This window comes from Sphingomonas sp. QA11, assembly GCF_028473665.1.
Taxonomy (GTDB): domain Bacteria; phylum Pseudomonadota; class Alphaproteobacteria; order Sphingomonadales; family Sphingomonadaceae; genus Sphingomonas; species Sphingomonas phytovorans.
Window position 1 is genome coordinate 3046892 of the sequence record NZ_CP098774.1, and the last position, 16575, is coordinate 3063466.

General features: G+C 60.6%; 13 protein-coding genes. 6 read left to right on the forward strand and 7 right to left on the reverse strand.

Annotated elements, in window-relative coordinates; all coding sequences use genetic code 11:
- Positions 1 to 75: 75 nt before the first annotated feature.
- Positions 76 to 411 (forward strand): hypothetical protein, encoded by a 336-nt coding sequence (locus NDN01_RS14050; RefSeq protein WP_272622166.1) that lies wholly within the window; start codon positions 76 to 78, stop codon positions 409 to 411.
- 67 nt (positions 412 to 478) lie between these two features.
- Here the strand turns inward: NDN01_RS14050 and NDN01_RS14055 are convergent, their stop codons facing one another.
- Positions 479 to 928, reverse strand: a complete 450-nt coding sequence (locus NDN01_RS14055; protein WP_272622168.1) for a hypothetical protein — start codon at positions 926 to 928, stop codon at positions 479 to 481.
- Between the two features lie 258 nt (positions 929 to 1186).
- On the opposite strand from NDN01_RS14055, the gene NDN01_RS14060 reads away from it, so the two are divergent.
- A protein-coding gene (locus NDN01_RS14060) for an IS630 family transposase (protein WP_272628134.1) occupies positions 1187 to 2250 on the forward strand; the annotation gives its coding sequence in 2 pieces (ribosomal slippage) (positions 1187 to 1678 and positions 1681 to 2250; 1062 coding nt in all).
- Here NDN01_RS14060 and NDN01_RS14065 read toward each other — a convergent pair.
- Both NDN01_RS14065 and NDN01_RS14070 read right to left on the reverse strand, forming a co-directional pair.
- Positions 2251 to 2778 (reverse strand): hypothetical protein, encoded by a 528-nt coding sequence (locus tag NDN01_RS14065; protein ID WP_272622169.1) that lies wholly within the window; start codon positions 2776 to 2778, stop codon positions 2251 to 2253. It abuts the gene before it with no gap.
- A gap of 357 nt (positions 2779 to 3135) precedes the next feature.
- Positions 3136 to 3585 carry a hypothetical protein gene (locus NDN01_RS14070; protein ID WP_272622172.1) on the reverse strand — a complete coding sequence of 150 codons (450 nt, stop codon included), beginning with the start codon at positions 3583 to 3585 and terminating at the stop codon, positions 3136 to 3138.
- Positions 3586 to 4443: 858 nt separating this feature from the next.
- Between NDN01_RS14070 and NDN01_RS14075 the strand changes: the two genes are divergently transcribed.
- Positions 4444 to 5307 carry a S1/P1 nuclease gene (locus tag NDN01_RS14075; protein ID WP_443025121.1) on the forward strand — a complete coding sequence of 288 codons (864 nt, stop codon included), beginning with the start codon at positions 4444 to 4446 and terminating at the stop codon, positions 5305 to 5307.
- A gap of 298 nt (positions 5308 to 5605) precedes the next feature.
- On the opposite strand, the gene NDN01_RS14080 is transcribed toward NDN01_RS14075, so the two are convergent.
- Together NDN01_RS14080 and NDN01_RS14085 are read right to left on the reverse strand one after the other, a co-directional pair.
- Positions 5606 to 6409 (reverse strand): acid phosphatase, encoded by an 804-nt coding sequence (locus NDN01_RS14080; protein WP_272622174.1) that lies wholly within the window; start codon positions 6407 to 6409, stop codon positions 5606 to 5608.
- Positions 6410 to 6462: 53 nt separating this feature from the next.
- A complete protein-coding gene (locus NDN01_RS14085; RefSeq protein ID WP_272622175.1) occupies positions 6463 to 8280 on the reverse strand; it encodes a gamma-glutamyltransferase family protein in 1818 nt (605 codons plus the stop codon).
- 395 nt (positions 8281 to 8675) lie between these two features.
- On the opposite strand from NDN01_RS14085, the gene NDN01_RS14090 reads away from it, so the two are divergent.
- Positions 8676 to 9005 (forward strand): DUF6968 family protein, encoded by a 330-nt coding sequence (locus tag NDN01_RS14090; RefSeq protein ID WP_272622177.1) that lies wholly within the window; start codon positions 8676 to 8678, stop codon positions 9003 to 9005.
- Between the two features lie 187 nt (positions 9006 to 9192).
- Here NDN01_RS14090 and NDN01_RS14095 read toward each other — a convergent pair whose 3' ends face one another.
- The gene (locus tag NDN01_RS14095; protein ID WP_272622178.1) at positions 9193 to 9594 is read right to left on the reverse strand and encodes an OsmC family protein; all 402 of its coding nucleotides are present in this window, start codon (positions 9592 to 9594) and stop codon (positions 9193 to 9195) included.
- A gap of 216 nt (positions 9595 to 9810) precedes the next feature.
- Between NDN01_RS14095 and NDN01_RS14100 the strand changes: the two genes are divergently transcribed.
- Positions 9811 to 10938 carry a dipeptidase gene (locus NDN01_RS14100; RefSeq protein WP_272622180.1) on the forward strand — a complete coding sequence of 376 codons (1128 nt, stop codon included), beginning with the start codon at positions 9811 to 9813 and terminating at the stop codon, positions 10936 to 10938.
- Between the two features lie 65 nt (positions 10939 to 11003).
- Here NDN01_RS14100 and NDN01_RS14105 read toward each other — a convergent pair whose 3' ends face one another.
- Positions 11004 to 12962: an amidohydrolase family protein gene (locus NDN01_RS14105; RefSeq protein ID WP_272622182.1), complete on the reverse strand. Its 1959-nt coding sequence runs from the start codon at positions 12960 to 12962 to the stop codon at positions 11004 to 11006.
- 520 nt (positions 12963 to 13482) lie between these two features.
- On the opposite strand from NDN01_RS14105, the gene NDN01_RS14110 reads away from it, so the two are divergent.
- Entirely contained in the window at positions 13483 to 16569 is a 3087-nt protein-coding gene (locus NDN01_RS14110; RefSeq protein ID WP_272622184.1) for a TonB-dependent receptor domain-containing protein, read from the forward strand.
- Positions 16570 to 16575: the final 6 nt, after the last annotated feature.

The window sequence follows — 16575 nt, forward strand, 5'->3', positions numbered from 1 at the left end:
GCGCCCGCCCGCTGCTATTGATTAATGGGCAAAGTTTCTTTGGTGCGCGAATTGTAACGAGAAGGACTCAGTACAATGATCAAGCATGTACTTGCTGCTGGAATTCTGCTGACTGCCTCGTCGTGTGCAAAACCGCCTGCCGATACGAAGATCGTTAACCTTTCGACTAAAGATATCGAGCTAAATTATTACGCTCCCGCTGTCGGCCGACATAAAATACACGTGGCTGCGGGCAAGGCCGGCTATTTGCAGGGCGTTCGAAGGGTTGCCGATGTTCAGGAATTGAGCGTCAACGGTCCTGAAAAATCATATTCGTTTTTAGGCTGGGCGCAGAAGCGGTCGGATAATACCTGCGATGGTGATTGCGTTGTCACTTGGAAAAGCAACGGTACTGTTACTTTTTCCAAATAGATAATTCTTAGAGACCCGCCAAAAGCTAGCTAGAATAGTGATGCGCTATAGGCTCTCTCGAAAAATACTAAAGCGCATGCTCACGAACAAATATATCATTCTTGTCAGTATGCTTGTGACGGGTCTGCAACACCAAAAGCTGCGCTCCATCGTCCGAACTTTCGAACGCCTGAGTGCTCAGCAGCACCTTTTCCGCCCCTGTGAAATGAACTTGCTCGCCAAAGCTGGCTAACCACCGGCAGAATTTATCTAAAATCGGAAGCTCGGGAAGCCTCTGCTCCAGAAAGAGGAACTGCCCCGCCTCATTGCATTCGAGAAAGACCCAGCGACCGCCGGTGTCAATCAGGAAGTCAAAGGCCCCAAACACGATACCCGACCGTTTCATATAATCGCGACATTTCTCCCGAATATCGTCCGGCGCATCAACTGAAGAAAATGGGGTCTCCTTCTTGCGGATTGAAAATCTCGAATCGAGATGAGCTTCCGCGTGATTGCCCGCGATCTTGACCGCGATCATTTCATCCCCGAACGCAATCAAGCGGACCTCAAATTCTCGATCCAACTTTTCCTGGACGATAATTGGGCATAGCTCGATGGCGAGCCGTTCAATGTCTTCGAGCTGCGGAACCGCAGCCGTTAGCTGCGAGATATTTCCAGTCTCCGTTTGCCAGGAATGCGGCTTATACCAGGTTGCGATGATGCTGACTCACGAGAGGGATTCCCAGGCTGCTGAAAGTCTGAATCAATGGCGCGCTGGGTTTTGGAGGGCGCGACCATGGGAACGGCGATCAGTTTGCGGGATGATTTTGACGGACCTGCGCTGAGACGGTTGGCGCGAGGGTCGAAGAGCGCGAACCAGGCGCGGCGGCTTTTGGCCTTGGCCGAGATTTACGATGGCGGCCGCCGGACGGCCGCGGCGCGGATCGGCGGGGTGGGTTTGCAGATCGTGCGCGACTGGGTGGTGCGGTTCAACGCCGACGGGCCGGACGGCCTGCTTGATGGCAAGGCCCCCGGGGCCCGTTCCCGGCTCAACGACGCCCAACGGCGGGCGCTGGTCGAGGCGGTCGAGCGCGGCCCGATCCCGGCAATCCACGGCGTCGTTCGCTGGCGGCTGATCGATCTGGCGCAGTGGCTCCATGACGAGTTCGCAGTGTCGCTCGATGAAACGACCGTGGGTCGGGAGTTGAGGAAGCTGGGCTACGTTAAGCTGACCGCGCGGCCTCGCCATCATACTCAGAACGAACTTGCCATGGAGGACTTCAAAAAGGGGGCTTCGCCGCCGAGTTGGCAAAGGTCAAAGCAAGCCTCCCCAAGGGCGCGGCAATAGAGATATGGTTCCAGGACGAGGCGCGCGTGGGTCAGAAGAACAAGATCACGCGGCGCTGGGCGCGGCGCGGGACACGACCCTCGGCTCCAAAGGATCAGCGCACGAAATCAGCCTATATCTTCGGCGCGATCTGCCCGGAGGAAGGCAAGGCCGCAGGGCTGGTCCTGCCCTTCTGCAATACCCAAACAATGTCGCTGCATCTGGCCGAGATATCGCTCGCCGTCGCGCCGGGGGCTCACGCGGTCGTGCTGATGGATCAGGCCGGTTGGCACATGACCGGCAAGCTCGATGTGCCCGCCAATATCAGCATCATCGCGCTGCCGGCCAAATGCCCTGAGCTCAACCCGGTCGAGAATATCTGGCAGTTCATGCGCGATAACTGGCTCTCCAACCGCGTCTTCACATCCTACGACAACATCGTCGACCAGTGCTGCGAAGCCTGGAACAAGCTCGTCGATCAGCCATGGCGCATCATGACCATCGGACGCCGCAAATGGACCCGTAGGTCATGATCAATGCAGGCTGGTATTATAGGGCTTTGAAATCATCTGCCTCGAGTTTGATCCGAACCCCAAAAGGGCATCGAAGTCGTTGGTGATAACGGTATTCGGGATATCGAATCCGACCGCCATTGCGGTATGAAGCTGAACCGCCTTCATATCAGCCGGTATCTGGTGAGTTGGATCATTGACGACAGACGCCTGCCTTGCAAGTAGCATCACGATATTGTTGACATGCTGCAAGCATTCGACCTCAATGGCCATGACGTCATGAGGCGATGCGTGCGCTGGAGCGACCGGCTTGCCTCGCCGCCTATTCCACACCACGTCAAAGTCGTTGAGGCACGTTTGCACCCCGCCCTGCCTCAGGTAAACGAGGGCTTTCCCTGAAGGTTTATCAAGCGATATCGTTGCAGAGCACATGTCCGGAAGGTCAGTAGGCATCCAAACGAACGCTTCAGATCCAAGTTGGACCAATCCCCATTGGACAGCCATCGCGTGGTAGTCATGCGGGCGAGTGATTATCAGAACTCGGGTCATCTACGCCCTATAAAACTCGATGTGCAAAAAGAACGCAGCTCCCCGTCACCGGACGAGAAGCCGCGCCCCAAAAAAGCGGTTATTAGCTGCCGCAGTCGTCCATTTCCCACTGAACTTCACCGCTTCCGTGGGAGCCCGGATTGCACAGACTCTCATTCCAAGTGATTGGAGCCCATCCCTGCCCTCCAGAGACCTCCTTGATCTCATCATCATTCATAACAGCAAGGCCAGTGGTTCTACCCAGTATTCTCGTTGGTTGACTACCCATCCCAATCCTCCTTATATAGCCCAAACACTGGGCCAACTCTATTTCATATAGAATTATATTTTAGTCAATCAGCGTCTACGATAGAACTTCTACTTTGATGCCGTGTCAAATGGGTACGATGCTGAAATATTCTGCAAAATCAAGCATTGATCCCATCGCGGATCAGAACTCTTCTGCCAGCCCGGCTGATGAACCGCAGGCCCTTCCGGGCAAAAATTGATCGTCGTAGGATGCACCCCACATCCGCTTGGCTGGCATTGCCAAACCTCGGGAGCAGCTTCACGTGTTGATGCCGTTGCTGTGGTCACCTTATATCCCGCAGCCCGAAGCGCTGGAGTCATCGCGCTCCCCATGTTTCTGGTATGAAAGTTCCCGGCAAGCACGAGGCCAGTACTGCGGGGTTTTGCACGCATGGCATCCAGAAAAAGTTGAGCCGCCTTCGCGTCAAAATCCCGGCCTCGCCCGGCACTGTTCAGATAGACAATTGTCAGCTTTTGCTTCTTCTCCAATGCGAGCGCGTGACAAAGCAGATCGCGCATCGCGCGGCTCGTCCGCCCATCCGCCGTAGCACCGCGCCAACTCTCCGGGACAGGGCCAGTTGCCGCTCCACAGGAGATAGTCGAACTGTCGCTGTCGAGCTCAAGACCGAGTACGAGCGGGCCCTGTCGCGACATCACGTCAACGAGATCGCGAGTGACAAGCGGAATTTCGTTGGAGCCGTGGGTGTCACCGAGCGCGAGTATCTCGCCGGTATGTATCGGAACAGGCAGTTTACCGATTGATGACGCTTGTGCTGCCGGGCCAACGAGGACGACTAGCGTAGCGAACGAACGGAAGAGGGACCCCATATACAGATACTCTCCTCGACGCGCAGACGTTAAGCGTTGAGGTTATGGGTATCGGCGGGATATTCGCATAGCTAGTTAAATTAGGTTCGAAACGGACCTAATGTCAGCCCGATACTGAACGCATCCGACACGATCGCGTGAGACAACTAACCTAATATACTGAAATATGCCGTGCAAAACCTTCACGAACTTTGGAAACGAATTGGCACCTTCCTATCTGCAAGGATGCCAAGCCTCTACAGATCTTCGCTAATCACAAGAAGATGTTATTTTTGCCACCACCATGCGTGGCCGTGCGCCAGACGATCAATGCCGCCCGAGAGCAACCGCCGGCAGTTTGGTGCAAGGCCGGCTTGACTCGCACCAGGAAACTTCCGTTAACGTAAGATGACGTCCGGCATCTGCTTCGCGGAGCCAGTCGTGAACCGAGCAAGATCATCGACGGGGAACGCCGGGATGGGGATAAGATACTGGCTGGCATGCGCGATCGGCGTCGCTGCCGTGGGAATGCAATCCGGCGAGGCTGTCGCATGGTCAAATCAGGGACACATGGTCACCGGCGCCATGGCATATGACGATCTGGCCAAGGCCGATCCTGCCCTGATTGCCAGGATCGAGGCGATCATGGCGGATCATCCCGACAAGGCGCGTTTCGAACGCGGGCTGGCGGGCTATTCGGGCGAGGCGCGCACCCGTCGTTTGTTCGAACTCATGGCGCGCTGGCCGGACGATGCGCGCGAGGGGCCCTATGATCATCCCGGCTGGCATTACTGGCTCAGGCTGATCCCGTCCCGGACCGACCCCGCCACCATCCCGCCCGCGATGCTGACGATGACCACCGGCCAGGCGGTCGAGGCGTATCGGCTCAACCTCGCAACCGTCAGCGACGCCTATGCGCCGGCAGCGGACCGGGCGGTCTCGCTGTGCTGGCTGTTCCATCTCGCAGGAGACATCCAGCAGCCGCTTCATGCCGGCCACCTGGTTTCCGGCCGCTTTCCGCTGACCGACCGTGCCGGAGGAAACAGCTTCGTCCGGCCAACGACCGGCGGGGATGCGACAAACCTGCATGCCTATTGGGACAATGTCGTCGGCGGGGACAATGAGGACGACGCCAATGTGGAGGCAGTGCGCCTCCGGCTCGGCCATGCATGGCCGCGATCCGCGCTCGTGGAACTGAGCGGGAAGGCCGATCCGGAAGCATTCCGGGCATGGGCGGACGAGAGCTTCGAGCTGGCACGGTCAGCCGCCTATGCGGGCGGAACCTATGAAGGTGCGACCACGCCGGCCGCAGCCATGCCGGTTTCGCCAGGCTATGAGACATCACGCCGAAGCATCGGTGAGCGCCGTGTCGCGTTGAGCGGCCATCGCATCGCCGATGCGGTCCGCGCAGCCCTGTCGAGCCAGGGCGCCTAGGACGCAAGATGGTTCGCGCAGAGGCGCTGAGGGCGCTGAGAAGGTCCGGTCAGCGGCTCGGGCCGAGCACCTTTACAAGCGGACTGCTTACCGGCGCACGATGATCAAGTCCGGAAATCATCTCCGCATTCTCTGCGCCCTCTGCGCGAACCCTCCTCTATAACCGTGCCAAGGGGCTGAATGTCGATCCGGCCTAGAATCCGTTCCTGCAAAACTGAAACGGCGGGGAGCGGGCCGGCACCGTTTCAGCAACGCTGAAAACGAATCTAGCGTCAGATCCGGCCCACCGGTCGAGGATTTATCGCTTGCCGCCGGGGAGCGTCGGCATCACGCGCTCGGCGATGAGCGCCTGCTCGGCCTCGCAGCCCTGAGGGTGCTCGCTTGCCAGGTTCGTTCGCAGTGCCGCAAGCTCGGCGCGCGCCGCTTCGAGATCGGTCTTGAACGCAGCCTTGGTCCGAACGAGTGCCAGGGTCGCGCTGGCTGACGCCATCCCCGCCTCAACCGCGCTCTCATTGTGGGCGCCGCAGACAAACCGGCTGTCACCATAGGCCCGGCCGCGATTGAGAATCTGCGTTGCCCGATCAGGCACGAGGTCTGTCAGGATGAATGCCCAGGTCCAGCCCCAGGTCGTGTGGCCCGAAGGATAGTCGAAACTGTCACCCAGTTCCGATTTGGGCTGGCAGATTTCGCCCTTGTCGATGTGGAAGGGGCGAGCGCGCTTGTAGAAATTCTTGGCGAGATTGGTCTGCGCTCCCGTGTCGATCCCGGCTCGCCCTACCACGCGGAGTAGCGCCGGGGCCGTCTGCGGCGTCAGCGTAACGCCGACGGCACAGCTGAAGTCGCGCATCAGGGCGGGTGGCGAATAATCGGCGTCGCTCGTGGCAAGCGCGCCGCGCGGCGTCTTGAGCAGCGCCCGCGTCGCGACGAATATCTTGCGATCGGTCTCATACCGGGGATCGCCCTTGCGCGGCGCCGGTTCGACGATCGTCGTGACGTCGAACTCGCCCGGCGTGAGATAGCCACTATATTGTTTTTGCGCCGGGGCCGCGCCGGCCAACATGGCCAGCCCGACCGCTCCGAATAGTGCAACACGCGACATCATCGTCCCCTTTGCGAACATAGTGCGGCGGGCATGCCGCCAGCTCAACCTTCATCTCAATAAGCGAGCGCGCATCCGTCAGCCCGCATTTCGGATGCGGCGGCATATACCAGGCGTCCGCCGTCCGGCATGAACTCGACGCACTCATACCGGCCGAAGCCCCCATCCGGCTTGCCGATCGTCCAGCCCATATCAGCGAGCGCCGCCTTGGTGGCATCGGGCACGCCGCTTTCGAGGCGCAGCAGGCCATTGGGCGGCAAGTCCGGCGAATCCTCGCCCATCGACTGGGACGATCCCTCATGGTGCCAGCGTGGGCTGTCGCCGGCCGCCTGCACGTCGAGGCCATAGTCCTTCCGGTTGACGATGATCTGAGTCTGTCCCTGCGGCTGCATATCGCCGCCCATCACGCCGAAAGCGAGCCAGGGCACCCCTTTTCGCGTCGCGAAGCCCGGGATGATCGTCTGGAACGGACGCTTGCCAGGCTGATAGATATTGGGATGACCTTCCTTCAGGCTGAAGAGCTGGCCGCGATCCTGGAACATGAAGCCAAGCCCGTCGGCGACAAGCCCCGAGCCCATGCCGCGGAAATTGGACTGGATCATCGAGACCATCATTCCCGAACTGTCAGCGCACGAGAAATATGTCGTGTCGCCGCGGCTCGGCGCCTGCCCGGGATAGACGGGGCTCAGGATGCGGTCCGGCCGGATCAGCCTGGCCCGTTCGGCGGCATATTCCTTGGAGATCAGCCAGTCGACCGGCACCTTCGAAAAGTGCGGATCGGCGTAGAAGCGCGCCCGATCCTCATAGGCCAGGCGCTTGGCCTCGGCCTGGAGGTGAATCGACAGCGGCGACTGGAAGCCAGCACCGCGCAGATCGAAATGCTCGAGCATGTTGAGCATCTGGAGCGTCGCGATGCCCTGAGTGTTCGCGCCCAGCGCATGAACCGTCACGCCGCGATAGTCGGTTTGATGCGGTTCGACCCACTCGCCATGATGGGCGGCGAGATCTTCGGCGCTCAGCCAGCCGCCGATCCTCTTGAAATAGGCGTCGATGGTGCGCGCAATCTCACCTTTGTAGAAGGCGTCGCGTCCGCCCCGGGCGATGAGGCGATAGGTATGCGCCAGGTCCGGGTTGCTGAAGATCTGACCGGTCCTTGGCCCCACGCCATTCAACCCGTAGACCTTCATGGCATTGGCCGTCTCCTCGACGCCAGAGCCCGGCCGGCTGAAGTTCCTGAGGCTGCCGCGGATATAATAGGCGATCAGCTCCGGGACCGGTACGCCCTCGCTGGCATAGGCGATCGCCGGCTCGAAGAGCTCGGCCCATTTGAGCTTTCCGTAACGCTGGTGAAGCATCCACCAGGCGTCGAGCGCGCCCGGCACCGACACCGAGACAGCGCCGAGCGGCGGAATTGCGCCGTTCCTGGCGCGGGAACGAACCGTCTCAAGGCTCAGGCCGTGAGGACTGCCGCCGGAGCCGGCCAGCCCCACCACCTTTTTCACCTTCGGGTCCCACAGCATGCAGAAGCAGTCGCCGCCGATCCCGGACGAGGTGGGCTCAAGGAACCCGAGACACGCGTTCATCGCAATCGCCGCGTCGACCGCCGACCCGCCTTTCTTCAGCGTCTCGATCGCCGCCAGCGTCGCCAGCGGGTGCGCCGATCCCGCGGCACCGCCGGTTCCGTATACCGCGCTGCGCGAGGCGAAGCTGGCGCCCACCGGCCGATCCCCGGCATGGACATCGGGGCGGACGAAACGGTCGTCCCCCTCCCCTTCGAATTTCGGCAGATCGGGTGCCGCGACACGGGTTTGCGCGAGCGCCGGCAACGCGAACGCCGCGGCCGGAATGGAGGCGATAAAATTCCTGCGAAGCATCGTGTTCTCCACTGAGCGATAGCGACGAGCATTGCCTGTCACGGGGGTGCACGCAAGCGGCGGCTTGCCCTGCGATCAGGACGGATCGCCATTCATGACCGTTCTGTCGGCGGGACGATATGGTTCGCGCGGAGGCGCAGAGGAGGCTGAAACAGTTTCGCCGGCGGCGCGGGCAGTTTGTGACAACCACGCTGTCCTCGACAGGCAGCTTACCAGCGCGCGATATTCGAGTTCGGTATCGCCTCAGCGCTCTCTCCGCCATGACGTGAATGTCGAGCCAATCCGGGCCGTAGATTCATAGACCGGCGATTCCGGTTCCGCCGCACTTGCGGACATAGGAAGCCCCGGTGGCGGCGCCCATTTGCCGCCGTTCCTCCATCGTGGCACAATAAAGAATGAGCGACGAACCCTTCATTGAGCGCATCTTCGAAAGCGGTGAAGACATCATCACGGCACGCTTCCTTCAGCCCGCTTTGGCTCCCGGCGGCGAGTATCAATGTCGATGGGCGATCGTATGGCCCGACCGGGTTCAGCAACGCTACGCGTGTGGCGTGGACGGTGTTCAGGCGCTGATGCTGGCGATGAAGTCCGTCCATTCGGAGCTTATGGAAAGCAACCTCTACAAGTCTGGGAAGCTAACCTATGCTGACCAGTATGACTTGGACCTACCGCCGGGTTGGGGAGAGGGGCAGCTTTATGTGCCGCCCGAACGAAAGGGCAGCTAACGCCGGATCGTGTCTAAACCTGCCCGTCGGCTCACCACCCAATCATTGCCGTTCAGCAACACGAACAGCGAGCGCTGTTCCTGATAGCGGACCGGCGAGTGTCGGTGGGAAGAGCCGCCCGGCGAGGCGTCCCGATACCGGTCGCGGCGAACACGGTGCGACACGCGCAAGCCGCCATCAAGGGCGTTCAGCCTACCCAATCGATCGTGATCGGCGCGCCGATCCCAAGCACGGCATGGACGGGGCAGGCATGAGCCGCAGCTTCCAGCTTGATACGCTGCCGTTCGTCGAATTTTCCGGGGACGCGAACATTTACCGCGATGCGCGCAATCCGGCGAGGCGTGTTAGCCATCTCCTTCGTAACGATTGCAGTGGCACCGGCGATGTCCCTGTTCATCGAATGCGCGGCGATGCCCATGATGCTGAGAATGCAGCTCCCCAAAGCTACGGATAGCATTTCACTGGGCGAGAAACTTTCTCCCTGCCCATGGTTATCCTTCGGTGCATCGGTAAGAACGATCGTTCCGGACTCCGCGTGCTCCGATCGACACCGTAGACTGCCTTCGTATGAAACCACTGTTGCGAGCATTCGGATATCTACCTGACCAGGGCGTTGGCCGTTACCTTTTGATCGCAGCCGTCGGCCATTTGCCAAGATGGTCCAAAAGCTGCCGAACGGCAAACCACCCAATGCCGGCCGACTACGCTCACAAGTTCACGGCCCAATCTGAAAACGACAAAAGTTTCGCTGGCGTGATAATTTGAGGTGGAGCTAGTCTTCATGTTTCCAAACAGGGGGCATGTCATGCAGTTGTCTCGGCGCGAATTGATCGGCGCTCTAGCCGCGCTTCCGGCTGTCTCGTCAGCCCGGGCGGCCGCGCCCTCGGGCTATCCCGCGCGCGACTATGACCGCGCGATCGTGATCGACGGGCTTGGCGGCCTCGTGGACCCCTATGGCAAGGAGGGAGATCCACGCTTCAGCGCGCGCGGCTGGGCGGAGCTCAGGCAATCCGGCGTCAGCGCGATCCATTGCACGGTCAACGAGGTCGGCAACGAGCCAGATGTCGCCGACAAGACGCTGCGGAACCTTGCTGCCCTGGAAGAGGTGATCGCTGACAACCCCGATATGTTCGTTCGCGCGACACGTGTCGCCGATATTCGCGCCGCCAAGGCCGCAGGCAAGGTCGCGTTGTATTACGGCTTCCAGGATACGAGCCTGATCGGCGCCGACCTCAGCCGCATCGAGCTGTACCACGGCCTCGGCGTGCGGATCATCCAGCTCACCTACAACAAGAGGAACCTATCGGGTGACGGCGCGATCGAGCCGGCCAATGCCGGGATTTCGGACCTCGGCCGCAGGACGATCGAAGCGATCGAGGCGCAGAAGATCCTGCTTGACCTTTCCCATGGCGGGCAGCGCACCGTGGCCGAGGCGATCGCTCATGCGAAACGGCCGCCGATCATCAGTCATTCGGGCTGCCGCGCGCTCAACGACAATCCGCGCAACATTTGGGACGCCGAGATGAAGGCACTGGCCAACAAGGGCGGCGTGTTCGGCATCTATTACATGCCGTTCCTCGTCGCGAACAGCAAACCGACCCGCGAAGACCTGCTGCGCCATTTCGACCATGCGCTGCAAATATGCGGCGAGGATCATATCGCGATCGGCACTGACGGCATGATCTCCAGGACGGTGATCGACGATTCAGCCCGCGCGGCGCAGCGCAAATTCCACGAGGAACGAACGAAGAAAGGTATCGCCGCGCCCGGAGAGGGGCCCGACATCTTCAATATCGTCGCCGATTATGACACCCACCTGCGCTTCCGCATGCTCGCGGACGATCTGTCCGCGCGCGGCTGGCCAGCGGCCCGGATCGAGAAGCTGCTCGGCGGCAATCTGGTTCGACTTTACACCGAGGTCTGGGGCGGATGAGTTTCGGCCCGACGGGGTCGCTACAGCCTATCCCGGCCTGAGTTCATGACGATATATTCGCCGTATCATTTCGGCATGCCGCTCAGTCCGCTCGCCTGGCGCAGGGCCGCGCCATTGAGCCGGTAGCCGTCCAGGAAAACGGTATCGACATAGCGCAGATTGGCAAGGTTCCGCGACACATCACCGTTGACGAGGATGATATCCGCCGCCTTGCCCTGCGTGATCGATCCGGTGCGGTCGTCCATACCGGTCATCCGCGCGGGAACGATCGTCGCGGTCTGCAGCGCCTCGGCATTGGATAGCCCCGCGCTCTGATAGAGCTCGAGTTCACGGACCAGTTCGAGCCCGTACCCGTCGGTACCGGCCACGATCCGCACGCCCGCCTGGTGAAGCCGGCCGACCAGCCCAACCATCTTGTCGAAGCTCTTGCGGAAATCTTCCCGCGTAAGGCCCCCGAACAGGGGATAGCCGGCAATCTTCCACCCACGGGCGACCGCTGGCGGCGCGATATCGACGAACGGCGCATATTCCGGGGAGATCGCCTTTCCGTCCGAGGTCAGCAACGGTTCCCAAACCGTCAGCGTCGGATCGATGATCGTCTTCCGCTTGGCCAGCTCGGCATAGAAAGCCTTCATCGCGGGGGAATCGAGGTCGACATCCTTGCCATATTTCGCCGGCCCCTCGAGCCGCGCGGCCGTGTTGGCCTTGTCGACGACCTCCTGCGGCATCGCCTGCATCATGATGAAGTTGATATGGGTGACCTCGTCATACCCGGCGCGAACCGCATCGAGCGGACGCATGCCGGCGGGTACGTGCCCGTGGACGTGGAGGCCAAGCCGATGTGCCTCGGCCGCCGCCGGGGCGATCCATGCCGGATCCATCGAGGTGTAGAATTTGACGCCCCACAGCCCCGCCGCCTTGATCTGGGCGACCGCCGCCACCGCTTCCTTCGCCGAAGAGACGGTCAGCGCGCCCTGCGCGGCGAGCGGATCCTTGCGGTCGATGATCACGGAGATCTTACCGTCGGGCGCGAGCAGATCACCGGCCGCGCGACGCTTGTAGATGCTGTGCGCCTCGTCGATCATCGAGCCGGGGCTGCGATAATTGGTCATGCCGGTCGCGAGGTTCTGCAACAGGTTCCAGTCGTCGCCGACATGCTGGTGCGAGTCCCACAGGCCCGGCAGAAGCGTCTTGCCGCGCCCGTCGATCACGGTCGCGCCGGCCGGCGCCCTGATCGACCCTGCCGCGCCCGTGGCCGCCACCTTCCCGTCGGCGATCAACACCGCGCGGTCGGGCAGATAGCGCCCGGCGATCGAATCGAACATCTGCACATGGTCGATCAGCGTAGGCGTTCGATTGGGCGGGCTGAGGAACTGACGGGCAACATCGCGGACCATGGCGGCTGTCGCCTCGTCCTGCAGGTCCTTGAGCTTCGGCCCGTTCTTCTCATAGCCTTCGGGCAGCAGCGAGAGGACACCGGCGTTGCCGAAGAAATGATTGTCCTTGTCGAGCCAGACCGGGGTGGGCGCGAAACCATAGCCGCGGATGAAGGCCAGCTTGACCGTCGTTGCGCCCTGCGGCCCATCGATCTGAACGGGTTGTCCGATAGCGATGCTGGCATGACCGGTCGGCAGGAGATCGATACCCCCGGCACCCGCGGCGACCAGCGCCTCGATATCGCGCTCACCGGCAAGCCATGGGCCGCCATAGGTGTTGTAGCGCTTGGCACCGAACGGCGCGGAACCGGAATCGACCGACGTCTTCCAGCGCGCGACGCCGCCGTCATCGACGCTGAAATCCTCAGTGGCATCGCCCTGATCGGTATAGCCGCGAATGGCGATCGCCGTCGGCCTGCCATCGGGCCCGGTCGTCATCACCTCGTCGGTTTCAGTGACCCATCCGCGCAGCGACATCGACATGCGATAGGCCGTGTGCCCGTCCGGCATCTTCCACGACCAGACGTCCCCATGCTTTCCGGCCGTCGAGCTGATCGTATAGTGGCGAGCCCCGGATGGGGGCACCATCAACTGCTCCTTCGATGCCGGCTCGGCGCCGGCAATCGATGCGGTCGCAGCAAGCAGTGACGCAAACAATATCCGGCGCATGTTTGTTACCCCATTCAAGCAAGAATAGCGGGAGACTGGCAAGCTGCGGCTGCCGGCGCAATGGTTGATTGAGCCGCGGTTGCCACGCGGAGATTCAATGCGGGCGCCAACGCAGGAAAGCGCCCGAGGATCGCGGTCAGGCGCCCTGGCCTTCGCGTCCGGAACCGGCCATCCGTTCGTTTCTCCCAAGGTGGCCGGCCGGTTCCTTTTGAAGCTTCGCGCAGTGGTATCCAGGACTCCCCCCTTGGCGACACCGAACGACGCCAGAGCTTGAGATTGATGACAAATTCATGAAATTCCCACCATAGGCAACTGGATTTGTTGCTGAAATGTTACAGCACTTCGATGAAATGCAGTACTGGGGGACCCGCCGATTGACCCGATGTTCCCGTGGCTCTCATATCGATGGTCAGCGACTATTACAGAGAGGGTCCGCATCATGACGGGGCATTCTTCCTTCGGACGGAGTGGCGCGCTGCGCCGCATGTTGTTGGTCGGAATCGCAGCGGGAAGCATGACGGCGGCTGGTGCCGCGTCCGCGCAGACAGCGGCGAACGCCCAGCCCGGCAACGGACTCCAGTCCGGCCATGAGGAGACGGACCAGCCCGGCAACACCGCTGCCCCGGACGACATCATCGTCACCGCCTCGCGCATTTCGCGTTCCCCGATCGCGGCGCAGCCGACCGAAGGCATCACGGCGTCGGAAATTGCCAAGCGCGGCTACACCAACCTGGGTTCTGCGTTGCAGGAACTGCCGGTGTTCAGCGTGCCGACCAACAGTCCCGTCGGCAGCCAGGGGTCATTCGGCGCCGGGCAGACGTTCGTCAACATGTACAATCTCGGGTCCCAGCGCACGTTGACGCTGGTCAACGGGAACCGTTTCGTGACCACGGCCACCTCGTCGATCTTCGGCGTCGTCGCGGGCAACCCCGTCGATTTCGCCTCGCTACCGGTCAATCTGGTCGACCGCATCGAGACGGTCTCGGTTGGCGGCGCCCCGATCTACGGATCGGACGCGATTGCCGGCACCGTGAACGTCATTCTGAAGAAGAATTTCGACGGACTGGCGTTCAACGCCCAGAACGGCATCTCCGAAAAGGGCGATGGTGGAAACTACAACCTCTCGCTTCTGGCCGGCAAGAACTTCTCCGAGGGACGCGGCAACGTCACGTTGAGCGTTCAATATGACAAGCAGAACGGAATTCCGACGTCCGATCGGTTCTACACGAGCGCTGACGGCCCTTTCTTCGCCACGGCTCCAGACGGTGCGGCGTATCGCCAGCAGCTATATTATGGCGGCCAGCGCTACGAGGTGTTCACCAACACCGGCATGCCGTTGGTCGCCGACGACGTGCCGATCTACGGCGGTGCGGCGATAGCAGCCGTTACGGACGCGCAGGGCCGCCCGCTGATCTTCAACTCGAGCGGACGCCTTACGCCTTTCGTCTTTGGCCAGCAAACGAACAACGGCCTTATCCAGGCAGGCGGGGACGGTTTTCGCATTCGAGACTATGACAATTTCCTGACCGACAGCAGCCGCCTGTCCGCGACAGCGCTGTTCCACTACGACTTCAGCGACCGCCTCCGCTTCTCGGGCGAGGCGTGGTACGGGCGCACCATTGCGACCAACCTTCGCGCGCAGCCATTCTATAACACAGCGCTGTTCAAGCCTGCCGGAGAGACGAATGGCAACCTCATCATGAGCACCGCCAACCCGTTCCTGAGCGCGGCGGATCGCCAGACGATCATCAACAGCCTTGCCGCGAACCAGATGGATACGAGCACTTTCCTGCTGGCGCGCGCGAACACGGACCTGGCAACCGGCAGCTTCAAGACGACCTCGAATCTGTATCGCCTGGTCGGTGGTTTCGACGGGGACTTCAATGTCGGCAGCCGCGCCTTCTCCTGGGAAGTGAAGGCGATTTACGGCCGCTCCGACACGGAAACCACCACGCGCGAGGTTGTCACCCAGAATTTCTACAACGCGCTCAACGCCGTGCGTGACGGCAGCGGTAATATCGTCTGCGCGCCCGGCTATACGAGCGCAGCGATCAAAACGATCAGTTCCACGTGCGCTCCTCTCAATGTATTCGGCACCGGCCAGGTAAGCCAGGCAGCGCTGGACTATATTACGGCGATCGCGAACCCGAAGCAGCGCAATACCCAGTTCGACCTGATCGCCGACATCAAGGGCTCGATCGTCAAGCTACCGGCGGGCGATGTGAAGTTTGTGCTCGGTTACGAACATCGCTATGAGTCGACCAATTTCCAGCCTGGCGCTTTCTATCGTGGCCATGACAATGGTGACGGTACCTACACCCAATATGGCAATACGATCCCGATCACGCCGGTATCCGGTGCCTATCACACCGACGAAGGCTTCGGCGAACTGAACATTCCGGTCGTTTCGAGCGACATGAACATACCGCTGATCAACAGCCTCGAACTGCAGGCGGCGGGCAGATACGTCAAAAACAGCATAACCGGCGGTTTCTGGACCTATACGGGGGGTGGTAAATATTCACCGCTTCGCGGCCTCACGCTGCGCGGCAACTATACCCGTTCGTTCAGGGCACCGGCGATCACTGAATTGTTCGCGCCAGTGGGACAGGTCTACAACACGGCGAACGACCCCTGCGATTACCGTTTTATTTCCGGTGGCCCGGATCCCGCGCGTCGCTCGGCCAACTGCGCTGCCGCTGGATTGCCCGCCAAATTCGTGTCGACCGTCGTGGATTATACCGCCCCAGGCGCGAGCGGCGGCAATGAAAAGCTCAGCAACGAAGTTGCCAATAGCTGGACCGCGGGCGGCGTATTCCAGCCGACCTTCATCCCCGGCCTTCAGATATCCGGCGATTATGTACGCATCGACGTCCAGAACGAGATTGCGCAGCTTTCCCTGACCGACGTCATGAACGCATGCTACGATTCGACGAATTATCCGAACAATACCTATTGCAGCAGCTTCACGCGCAACGCCGCCGGGCAAATCACCAATTTCTTCACCGGATATTATAATATTGGTATCGAACACTTCGAGGGCGTGCAGGCATCCTTCAACTATACCCTTCCACTATCGCGCCTCGGCATGCCCGAATCCGCCGGGAGAGTTTCCCTTGGCGTGAACTATCTTCATACGCTTCAGCATTACTACAAGATCGGCAGCGGAGACATTCAATATACCGTTGGCGGCATCCAGGAACCGAAGGATAACTTCACCGCGAACTTGAATTACGACAAGGGCGGATTCAATTTCATGTGGCAGACCATTTATTATGGTCCCGCCCGCATCAATGTGAATGTGCCCACCAGTACATACCAATATCCGACGCTTAACAGCTATTTCCTGTTCAACGCCTCGGTCGGATACGATCTGTCAAAACAGTTCAACATCCGGTTCATGGTGAACAACGTGGCGAACAGGTCGGTTCCTTTCCCCTACTCCCTGGGGGATTACGGGCAATCGCGTTACTACGATGCCATCATGGGCAGGTATTTCAGAGTGAATGTCGGGTTCAAATTCTGAGACCGG

Excerpts from the sequence above, each read along its gene's own strand:
- NDN01_RS14055 (WP_272622168.1), bottom strand. The coding sequence starts at position 928 with ATGATCGCGGTCAAGATCGCGGGCAATCACGCGGAAGCTCATCTCGAT.
- NDN01_RS14075 (WP_443025121.1), top strand. The coding sequence starts at position 4,444 with ATGGTCACCGGCGCCATGGCATATGACGATCTGGCCAAGGCCGATCCT.
- NDN01_RS14070 (WP_272622172.1), bottom strand. The coding sequence starts at position 3,585 with ATGCGCGATCTGCTTTGTCACGCGCTCGCATTGGAGAAGAAGCAAAAG.
- NDN01_RS14090 (WP_272622177.1), top strand. The coding sequence starts at position 8,676 with ATGAGCGACGAACCCTTCATTGAGCGCATCTTCGAAAGCGGTGAAGAC.
- NDN01_RS14050 (WP_272622166.1), top strand. The coding sequence starts at position 76 with ATGATCAAGCATGTACTTGCTGCTGGAATTCTGCTGACTGCCTCGTCG.
- NDN01_RS14065 (WP_272622169.1), bottom strand. The coding sequence starts at position 2,778 with ATGACCCGAGTTCTGATAATCACTCGCCCGCATGACTACCACGCGATG.
- NDN01_RS14110 (WP_272622184.1), top strand. The coding sequence starts at position 13,483 with ATGACGGGGCATTCTTCCTTCGGACGGAGTGGCGCGCTGCGCCGCATG.
- NDN01_RS14095 (WP_272622178.1), bottom strand. The coding sequence starts at position 9,594 with ATGCTCGCAACAGTGGTTTCATACGAAGGCAGTCTACGGTGTCGATCG.
- NDN01_RS14100 (WP_272622180.1), top strand. The coding sequence starts at position 9,811 with ATGCAGTTGTCTCGGCGCGAATTGATCGGCGCTCTAGCCGCGCTTCCG.
- NDN01_RS14085 (WP_272622175.1), bottom strand. The coding sequence starts at position 8,280 with ATGCTTCGCAGGAATTTTATCGCCTCCATTCCGGCCGCGGCGTTCGCG.
- NDN01_RS14105 (WP_272622182.1), bottom strand. The coding sequence starts at position 12,962 with ATGGTGCCCCCATCCGGGGCTCGCCACTATACGATCAGCTCGACGGCC.
- NDN01_RS14080 (WP_272622174.1), bottom strand. The coding sequence starts at position 6,409 with ATGATGTCGCGTGTTGCACTATTCGGAGCGGTCGGGCTGGCCATGTTG.